We start from the raw sequence: 9,464 nt of genomic DNA on the forward strand, positions 1-9,464 counted from the left end.
ATAAGCGGACAAAATAGATACGATACATCCAAAAAGGTTATTCAATATTTCAAACCTGATACAGATTCTTTAACAATTACAACTGGAACAGATTTTCATAGTGCTTTGGTAGGTTCTGTGTATGGATATAAGACAAATCATCCAGTTATGTTACTTGATAAAAATGCGACTGATAGTATAAAAGAATTTGCTTGGGCATGTAATGATTTAGTAGTTATAGGAACAGGATTCTCTGAGTCTGATATAAAACCTCTACCTAGTGGGGTTGTAAACACTTCAGATGGAACTATAGATGGTTACAAATTAATACCAAACACTCCATCAGTAAAAAAATATCCAACGGATATGATAAACTTACAATCAATAGCTAAGTTATTACCTGAAGAAGACATAATGTGGAATGATATTAACTACTTTACCTATGACAATGCTTCGTCTACAGTAAGCTATCAAAGATGTCATAGTTATTCTAGTATTTCGCTTTGGGGAGATATAAATAGCAACCCAACTGCAATAAAACTTTTAAATAGCATACTATACGACTTACTTGGAGAGAAAGATGCTACGCAACTTGCTTCAATCTCAAAACTTTACAATTCAACTTTCCAAGACGATAGTGATATAGAAGCTAAATATCTCAATTACCAACTTACTGCAAGCAAACTTCATCAATTTAAGATATATCATGAAGGTACTCAAGTATTTTTATACGTTAAATAAACGTTTTAAAGCAAGCCTAATTAGGTTTGCTTTTTTTAGGGTATGTAGATGTTTTTAGATGTTTTTAGATAAACACTTAAATCAATTAGGCTTGAAAAGTTAAAAAGTATTTTAAAGGAGGGAACTATTTGTTCGCTTAAAATGCTATTATTTCAACACCATTCATAAACATAGCCTTAATTTTAAACTATTTAGATTGTAAAAAATCAGATTTATAACTGTTATATTGCTAATTATCCATATTATGGTATAATGAGTTTTGTATCAAACATATTTAAAGGGGGACTTATCATAAAGAAAATCAGAACATTTGTGTCATTATCATTCATAATTACACTGCTTTTTATTTTTACTTCTTGCTCTTTAAATCAAAGTACTCAAATTTCTTTTAAAGACTATTCAAAGGTGCTTTCAGCAGATGATATTTATACTAATGTTTTAGTTCTTGCTAACAAAGATAATGCAAGAATTACAGGGTTTGAAGGCGAAAAAAATGCTGCTGTATATATTTCGAAGCAATTTAAAAATATAGGCTTAGAAGTAGAATTACAAAGCTTCCCGATTACTGCCTTTCAGTGTAATGGAACAGAACTTAAAATAAATGGAGAAAAAAATATAATTATGACCTCGAAAGCATTAACCTTTACCGCTCCTACTCCAAAAGAAGGGTTTAGTGCTAAAATTGTTGATGGTGATATGGGTACAGCAGATCATCTAAAACAGGCTGATGTAAAAAATAAAATAGTATTAATAAAACGAGGTGGCGACTTCTTTAAAGTAAAAACAGAAAGAGCTGCTAAAGAGGGGGCTCTTGGAGTAATTTTTTATGATCCTGACCCAAAATCGGAACAACCAGTATCCGCAAGCCTTTCTAGCCTTTCTAAAATTCCTGCAATATCAATTGGTCGAGTAGATGGAGAGTCTTTAAAAAAACAGATTAGTTCTAATAAAAATTTAGAAGTCAGACTTAAGGTAGACTCCATATGCGAACCATCTCAGTCTCAAAACGTCATTGCTACCTTAAAGGCTGAAAAGGAAACTAAGGATACTAAGACTTTAGTGATAGGTGCACATTATGATGGGGTGGATACGCCTGCTGCAAATGATAATGCTTCTGGAATTTCTACAGTGATTGAGATAGCAAAACTTTTATCTAAAGAACCAGTGAAATGTAATGTTAAATTTATTGCCTTTGGATCAGAAGAGACGGGACTAGTTGGTTCCACTTATTTTGTGGAAAAATTAGGCGCCGAGATAAGTAATATGATAGGTATGATTAATTTGGACATGGTTGGAGCCGGGAATAACCTTGTTATAAACACACTACTTAAAGATTCTAAACCATTTCCCGCTGAACTAGCAGAGGCCTGTGCAAAAGACTTTAATTATTCTTATACTAGAAATGAATCTAGTAGAAGTGATCATGTGCCTTTTGCTATTAATGGAATAGCTGAGGTTTTCTTTGAATATGGTCCATCTACAGGATATCATACTGATGAGGATAATATCTCGATGATTGAAAAGGATGCGCTTGCGAAAGTATGTAACATAGCTACTTCTATTGCAAACGAAATTGCAACAAAACCAGATAAATACATTAAATGAGTAAGTATGTGCATTTTATTGAAGTGAAATTCAATAAAATGCTTTTTTATTTGTAAAATTAAAAGGTAATATATTACTAATAAAAGAGGAATATGATAATAAATGTAGAATAAACGAATTGTGTAGTAAAGATGGTTAAGGTAATGAAAAAATATGTTTAAGTAATTTAAAAATATAGATGGTTAGATAATATGGTGAAATATCTATGATGAGCGATTGGGGTTGTTAAAAAATGTATACATATAGAATGGTCGAAAACGCAGAAGAAAAAAAACTTATTTATAAGTTGAGATATGATATTTATTGTGAAGAAAAAAAATGGTTAGATTCTTCTAATTACTTAGAGTGTTTAGAAAATGATGAATATGATAAAAATTCGCTTAACTTTGGCGCTTTTGATGTTAATAATATATTGGTAGGTAGTGTAAGACTTATTATACCGAAGTATAACATGGCAATTCCAATAGAAAAAGCGTTTGATATTGAGCCCAAGTATAACCAAAAAAGATTAGAAGTTTCAAGGCTTGTAATACCAAAAGATAGAAGAGGTTTGAACATTGTGATAGGTCTTATTCGCATAATTTATTCTTGGGCACTTAAAAATGGGATAACACACGCCTATATAATCTCAGAGAAAAATTTATTGAATTACATAGATAGAAAAGGCTATCCTTTTAATAATGTGAAAGAGGGTAAGGGTTATTTTGGAGCATATACAATTCCTGCTTGCCTAATAGTAAGTGAGGTAACGGATTCTTTTGGACTAGATGAAGTAGCAAGTACGCTTGCGGTATTAAAAGATTAAAATGGAGGAATAAAAATGTTGTATAAACAATTAACGTTAAGAAACATAGATTATATATCAACTGAATTACAAGACAAAATACGGAACACAACTATTCTTATAGCTGGTTGTGGGATTGGTAGCTCTTTTGCTGAGGTAGCTGTTCGCTTAGGGTTTGAAAATTTCATTCTAGCAGATGGTGATATAATTAATGATCATAATTTAAATCGCCAATGTTTCAGTTTTAATGATATAGGAAAACTTAAGGTAAAAGCATTATCAGAAAGGCTTAAAGCAATTAATCCATCAGTTAAAGTTAAAGAATATACTGAATATATAGACGCAGAAAATGTCGCTGAAATTGTTAGAAATGCGGATATAGTATTCGACACAATTGATTTTTTAGATTTACCTGCAATTGTAGGATTACATGATGAGTGTAATAAACAAGGGAAACATATAATATCAGCATTGGCAATTGGATGGGGAGCAGGATGTATTTATTTTCCTCCGAATTCAACATGCTCATTTAGACAAATTTTTTCATTACCACTTGAAGGAGCAGTTGATCAATTCGCGTATGCTGAAACTTTTTCAAAAGTTATTGGAAGGTTAGAGGAGCAAATAGATCCTACTGTTGTAAAGGCAGTAGGTAAAGCTCTTTTATTTATGGATGATGGTAAACCATGCCCAGCTTCACAAGTATCTCCTGGAGCTTATGCTGTTGGTTCACTAGCTGGGTCACTTGTTGTTCGTATTCTTGCAGGGCTTCCGGTATTACACGCACCTAACTTAATGACAATTGATACGCAAAAAGCTTTAACATGTAATGCATTGAATTTACTTGATTAAATAAATATATGTATGCTTTTAACTTATAGGTTAATTTCCATAAAACTGATATAATAAGATCATGAAGATAATTTTTAATACTGATCTTCATGGCCTTTTTTTTGTTGAAAGGCATTAAGCAATCAATTAAACAAATGATAAAATATATCGACTGGAGGGGAATAGGGTATGATTATTTTAACAACTTTATATTTTATTTGTGGAATTACATATATGATTTTAGGCGTAATTACACTTATGAATGATTCTAAAAATAAATTGAATAAAATATTTTCTGCAATTTGCATGAATTTAACCTTTTGGGCATTTATGTTTTCTATAATGAATCGATCAGTTGATGCTCAAAACGCAAGTGAATTTTATCTGTATTCTACATTTTCATGGGCGATTTTTTATTGTTTGCTTTTACATTTCATTATCATTTTAACAGGAAAAGGAGACTTTTTTAAAAATTGGTCTTCGTATTTGATCTTTTATTCCCCAGCTTTAGTATCAATTTATTTATATATTTTTAAGCCGGAAATGGCACAGAATTTTGTTAAAACAAATTTAGGCTGGGCTTACATTGCATCAACAGATAGAGGAGTTGTTTGGGCGAATTTCTACAATGTATATTATTTCATATATATGATACTGGTTATTTTCTTCCTTTTTAGATGGTTTAAAAATTCGAAAATAATAAGGGAGAAGAAACAGGCGAAGCTTATACTGAGTACAACAATAATAACAATAGTTTTGGGGGGGATAACAGATATTATAATTCCAATGTTTATAATACCTTTTATGCCTTCTGTAGGTATTATTCTAATTGCAATACCTATAATTGGAATATGGTATTCCATTAAAAAATATAAGCTTATGGATCTTAATCCTGAAAACTTTGCATTAGAAGTTTTGAAAATAATGGGTGAAGGGTTGATTATCGCAAATCATGAAGGTGTAATAAAAGATATTAATAAGGGTGCACTTAAACTACTAGATCGTGATAAAAATCAACTTGTGGATAAACAAATAAGTACTTTATTCTCAGAAAAAATAGAATTATCAAAGCTAGCAAATTGTAGTAGTTATGAAATCGGTATTGTACAATGTGATAATAGCAAATTGCCTGTTCTTCTATCTTCATCGATTTTAAAAGATGAATGGGGAGATTCGTTAGGTATTGTTTGTATATTTCAGGATATTTCTGATATAAAATTGGCCAGGCAAGAATTAATAAAATCACATGATGAGCTAGAAATAAAAGTTGTAGAAAGAACGAGTGAACTTAGTAAGGCTAATAAAGAGTTAGAGCATGAAATAAATGTCCGTATAGATATGGAAGAGAAAATAAAAAAATTAGCGTACTTTGATTATTTAACGGGACTTCCAAACAAAAGACTGTTTATTGATAGATTGAATCAGTGTATTGATGATGCAGTTCCACAGGGGAAAGTACTAGGGGTACTATTTCTTGATCTAGATTCCTTTAAAAGGGTAAATGATACAATGGGACATGCTAAAGGTGATGAACTTTTAAAGATGGTTTCAACAAGGTTATTAAACACTGTAAAAGAAAGTGACACTGTTTGTAGGGTTGGGGGAGACGAGTTCCTTATCTTAATTCGAAATTTAGAAAGTGAGGATTATTTCAGAGAAATATCTGAGGACATTCTTAGCAGCTTTAATAAATCATTTATAATAGATAGTAATGATTTGTATGTGACTACTAGTATTGGTGGCGCAATATATCCCGTAGATGGTAGCGATGTAGAAACTTTAATAAAAAATGCTGATATTGCAATGTACAAGGCAAAAGAAAAGGGTAAAAATAAATTTGAGATTTGCACTGCAAGTTTTAAATATGAATTGGTTAAAGAAATGAAGTTGACAAATAGTTTATACAAGGCAATAGAGCGAAATGAATTTGAATTATATTATCAACCACAAGTAAGTTCAATATCAGGTGAAATCATTGGCATGGAAGCTTTAATAAGGTGGAATAGTGAGGAACTTGGAAGGGTGAGCCCAGTAGACTTTATATTCATAGCTGAAAAGACTGGATTAATACTTCCAATTGGTGAATGGGTTCTTAAAACTGCATGTCTTCAAAATAAAAAGTGGCAGGATGCTGGAATACTCAATGTACCTGTAGCTGTTAATCTTTCAGTAAATCAATTCCAAAATAAAAGGATAATTGAAGATATTATCAAAAGATTAAAGGAAACAGGTTTAAATCCTAAATATTTGGAACTTGAAATTACAGAAAACATAATTATGAAGGAAACTGAATATATTATTGAGTCACTAAAACAATTAAAAGAGATTGGAGTAAAAATTGCAATAGATGATTTTGGTACAGAATATTCATCTTTAAATTATATTAAGCAATTGCCAGTAGACAAAATAAAAATAGATATGTCGTTTATTAGGGGAATAAATATAAACCATAAAGATGAAGCGATTATTAAGGTTATAATTTCATTAGCTAAAAATTTAGGATTAAAGGCTATTGCAGAAGGAGTGGAAACAAAGGAACAACTGGATTTCTTAAAAGATGAAATGTGTGATGAAATACAAGGATATTACTATTATAAGCCAATGTCAGCCCAGCTAATAGAAGAATTGTTATGTTCTAGATTAAAATAGCATCACTATTTAAGGAGAAGAAACTTAATACAGTTTCTTCTCTATTTTATTATAATATTAAAAATATCTATTGACATTAACGCTACGTGAACGTGTACAATAAGTTTGAAGGGAGATGAGCGTATGGAATATACGGTGCAAAAGTTAGGAAAGTTAGCAGGTGTTAGCAACAGAACACTTAGATATTATGATGAAATAGGAATTCTTAAGCCGGCAAGAATTAATTCGTCAGGATATCGAATTTATGGTGAAAAAGAGAAAAACAAGAGCATGGGCTTTCTTTTATTGATTATCTTACAAAGTGTAGAATTGAAAAGTCTATTTGTATGATGGATGATCCCAAACTTAAAATTTATGAAATTGCCGAGGCGGTAGGATATAATAATCAACATTACTTTTGTAAGTCATTTAAGAAGGTAATGGGATTTGCTCCAACGGAATATAGAGGAGGTAAAATTTGATTAGACAATTTAAAGATAAATATATATACGTAGCTTCTATAATTTTAATAATTTTGATTTCAATAACTGCTTCAAAATTAATTAATGCAAAGAAATCTGATGGTATTGAATTTGTTATTGGAATGTCACAAGCAAATCTGACTGAGCCTTGGAGAATTTCTATGAATGAGGAAATAATGCAAGAAGCAAAAAAGTATGAAAATATGAAAATTGTTTATAAAGATGCTGGTGGAGATACAAATAAACAGAAAAAAGATATAAATGAATTAGTAAGTGCTGGTGTGGATTTATTGATTGTATCAATAAACGATTCGAAAAAATTAACACCTCTTGTCAGTGAGGTATATAAATCTATGCCAGTAATAGTTTTGGATAGAGCGGTTGAAGGGTACGACTATACATTATATATTGGTTCTGATAATGAAAAAATAGGAATTCAAGCAGGGAATTTGGTAGTAGATTTAATTGGAGATAAAGAGGGTAAGGTTATAGAAGTTCAAGGGGTATTAAATTCTTCTCCGGTTATAGCAAGGAGTAATGGTTTTAGATCAGTCCTTAAAGAGTATCCTAATGTTAAAATATCTAGAACCCTTGTGAGTGAATGGCAAAAGGATGAAGCGGAAGATAAAGTTACACAGGTGCTACAAGAAGATAAAAATATTGATGTTATATTTGCTCATAATGATTATATGGCCCTTGGAGCTTATAAAGCAATATATAAACTGGGACTTGAAAACATAAAAATTATAGGTGTGGATGGACTTACAGGAGAAAATGGCGGGCTAGATTTGGTTTCAAAGGGAATGCTTCAAGGCAGCTTCACTTGTAAAACTGGAGGTATCGAAGCTGTGAATTATGCTATGGATATTTTAAATGAAAAAGGAAATATACCGAAGAAAACTATATTGAAAAGCGACAAAATTACACTGTCAAACGTAAATGAATACTTGAATAATAAATCCAAAAAATTAGTAGATAGTAAAAATATAGTATTAGGGTATGCTCAATTAACATCAGAGAGCAAATGGAGAGATGCGAATTCTAAATCAATTAACACTTCAGCTAAAAGTGCTGGTGTTAATTTGGATTTTATTGAAGACGGTTATACTCAAGAAGATCAAATAAAAATAATTAGGGAATTAATTAAAAAGAAAGTAGATGTAATTGCCTTTTCACCTTTTGTGAACTTCGGGTGGGATGAGGTTTTAATAGAAGCAAAAAATGCAGGGATTCCTATTATTTTAAGCGATAGAAGTGTAAATTCAGATGGTTCTCTTTGGAAATGTAATATTGGTTCGGATTTTCAAGAGGAGGGAAGACGTGCTGCAAGATTGTTATTGGAACGATTTGATAATGAGGAAGTAAATATCTTTGAACTTCAAGGAAATAGGGGGTCAGCACCCCAAATTGAAAGACAAGCTGGGTTTAGTGAAATAATTAAAGAATATGATAATTATAAAATAGTAGGAACAGAAACTGGAAATTTTAGCTTTGAAGATGGAAAAGAGGTTATGAAAAAATTCCTAAGTTCAAACCATAATAAAATAAATGTGTTATATGCTCATAATGATGATATGGCTCTTGGCGCTATTGAGGCTATAAAAGAAGCCGGGCTTATTCCGGGGAAAGATATTATTGTTATTGGAATAGACGGCACGAGGCAAGCGCTAAAGTCAATTATAAAAGGGGATATGTATTGTACTATAGAATGCAATCCACTTCTGGGACCAAGGCTTATGGAAATTGCTAAACAAATAATTATGGGGGTCGAGGTTCCTGTAAAAATAGTAAATGCGGAAGAGGTTTTCACTAAAGTAAATTCTGCGAAAGGACTTAGAAATAGAAAATATTAGAAATATAGCTCTGCAATGGCAGGGTTATTTTTTGTCCTAAATAGTATAAATAATAACTTATTTGTATAAATACAGTAATTAAAAAGTGTTATATAATAATTGTAAACGATTCAATAATTTTCTTCGGGGGGTTTTATTAATGAAAAAGAAAAAAATAATTGCATTTGTATCTGCAATGATTCTAGCTACTACTATATTTGCTGGATGTGGTGCAAAGACGGAACCTACTAATAGTGGTGATGTAGCAGAAACACCAGCAGTAACAGAAGAGAAAATAGTTATAGGCTTTGCACAAATTGGTGCAGAAAGTGGTTGGAGAGATGCAGAAACTAATTCAGTAAAGGATATTCCAAACAACAATAAAGGCATAGAATTAAAATTTTCAGATGGCCAACAAAAACAAGAAAACCAAATAAAAGCTATTAGATCTTTTATAGCTCAGAAAGTTGATGTCATAGCACTGGCACCTGTAGTTGAATCTGGTTGGGATACAGTTTTAAAAGAAGCTAAGGATGCTGAAATCCCAGTTGTCTTGATGGACAGAACTATAAAAGTTGCAGA

8 protein-coding genes and 1 pseudogene are annotated in these 9,464 nt (G+C 31.3%); all 9 read left to right on the forward strand.

What is annotated here, in order from left to right; translation table 11 throughout:
* Nucleotides 1-720, forward strand: a 720-nt coding sequence (locus tag ACJAX4_RS19075; protein ID WP_435791023.1) for a cell wall-binding repeat-containing protein, incomplete at its 5' end; no start/stop codon positions are given.
* Between the two features lie 312 nt (nt 721-1,032).
* Complete coding sequence (locus ACJAX4_RS19080; protein WP_435791024.1) at nt 1,033-2,325, forward strand: M28 family peptidase; 1,293 nt, start codon at nt 1,033-1,035, stop codon at nt 2,323-2,325.
* Nucleotides 2,326-2,557: 232 nt separating this feature from the next.
* Complete coding sequence (locus ACJAX4_RS19085) at nt 2,558-3,130, forward strand: N-acyl amino acid synthase FeeM domain-containing protein (protein ID WP_435791025.1); 573 nt, start codon at nt 2,558-2,560, stop codon at nt 3,128-3,130.
* Nucleotides 3,131-3,145: 15 nt separating this feature from the next.
* A complete protein-coding gene (locus ACJAX4_RS19090) occupies nt 3,146-3,961 on the forward strand; it encodes a ThiF family adenylyltransferase (protein ID WP_435791026.1) in 816 nt (271 codons plus the stop codon).
* Between the two features lie 168 nt (nt 3,962-4,129).
* Nucleotides 4,130-6,589, forward strand: coding sequence for an EAL domain-containing protein (locus ACJAX4_RS19095; protein ID WP_435791027.1), 2,460 nt, complete (start codon nt 4,130-4,132; stop codon nt 6,587-6,589).
* A 123-nt stretch (nt 6,590-6,712) separates the two neighbouring features.
* Nucleotides 6,713-6,856: pseudogene (locus tag ACJAX4_RS19100) on the forward strand (MerR family DNA-binding transcriptional regulator); the annotation flags it as partial.
* A gap of 53 nt (nt 6,857-6,909) precedes the next feature.
* Complete coding sequence (locus tag ACJAX4_RS19105; RefSeq protein WP_435791030.1) at nt 6,910-7,050, forward strand: helix-turn-helix domain-containing protein; 141 nt, start codon at nt 6,910-6,912, stop codon at nt 7,048-7,050.
* Nucleotides 7,047-8,903: a substrate-binding domain-containing protein gene (locus ACJAX4_RS19110; RefSeq protein WP_435791028.1), complete on the forward strand. Its 1,857-nt coding sequence runs from the start codon at nt 7,047-7,049 to the stop codon at nt 8,901-8,903. The genes ACJAX4_RS19105 and ACJAX4_RS19110 overlap by 4 nt, the downstream gene beginning before the upstream one ends.
* A 139-nt stretch (nt 8,904-9,042) precedes the next feature.
* Nucleotides 9,043-9,464: substrate-binding domain-containing protein (locus ACJAX4_RS19115; protein WP_435791029.1), on the forward strand; the 422-nt coding region annotated here is incomplete at its 3' end.

It is taken from the genome of Clostridium sp. (genome assembly GCF_051278035.1).
Taxonomy (GTDB): Bacteria; Bacillota; Clostridia; order Clostridiales; family Clostridiaceae; genus Clostridium_AD.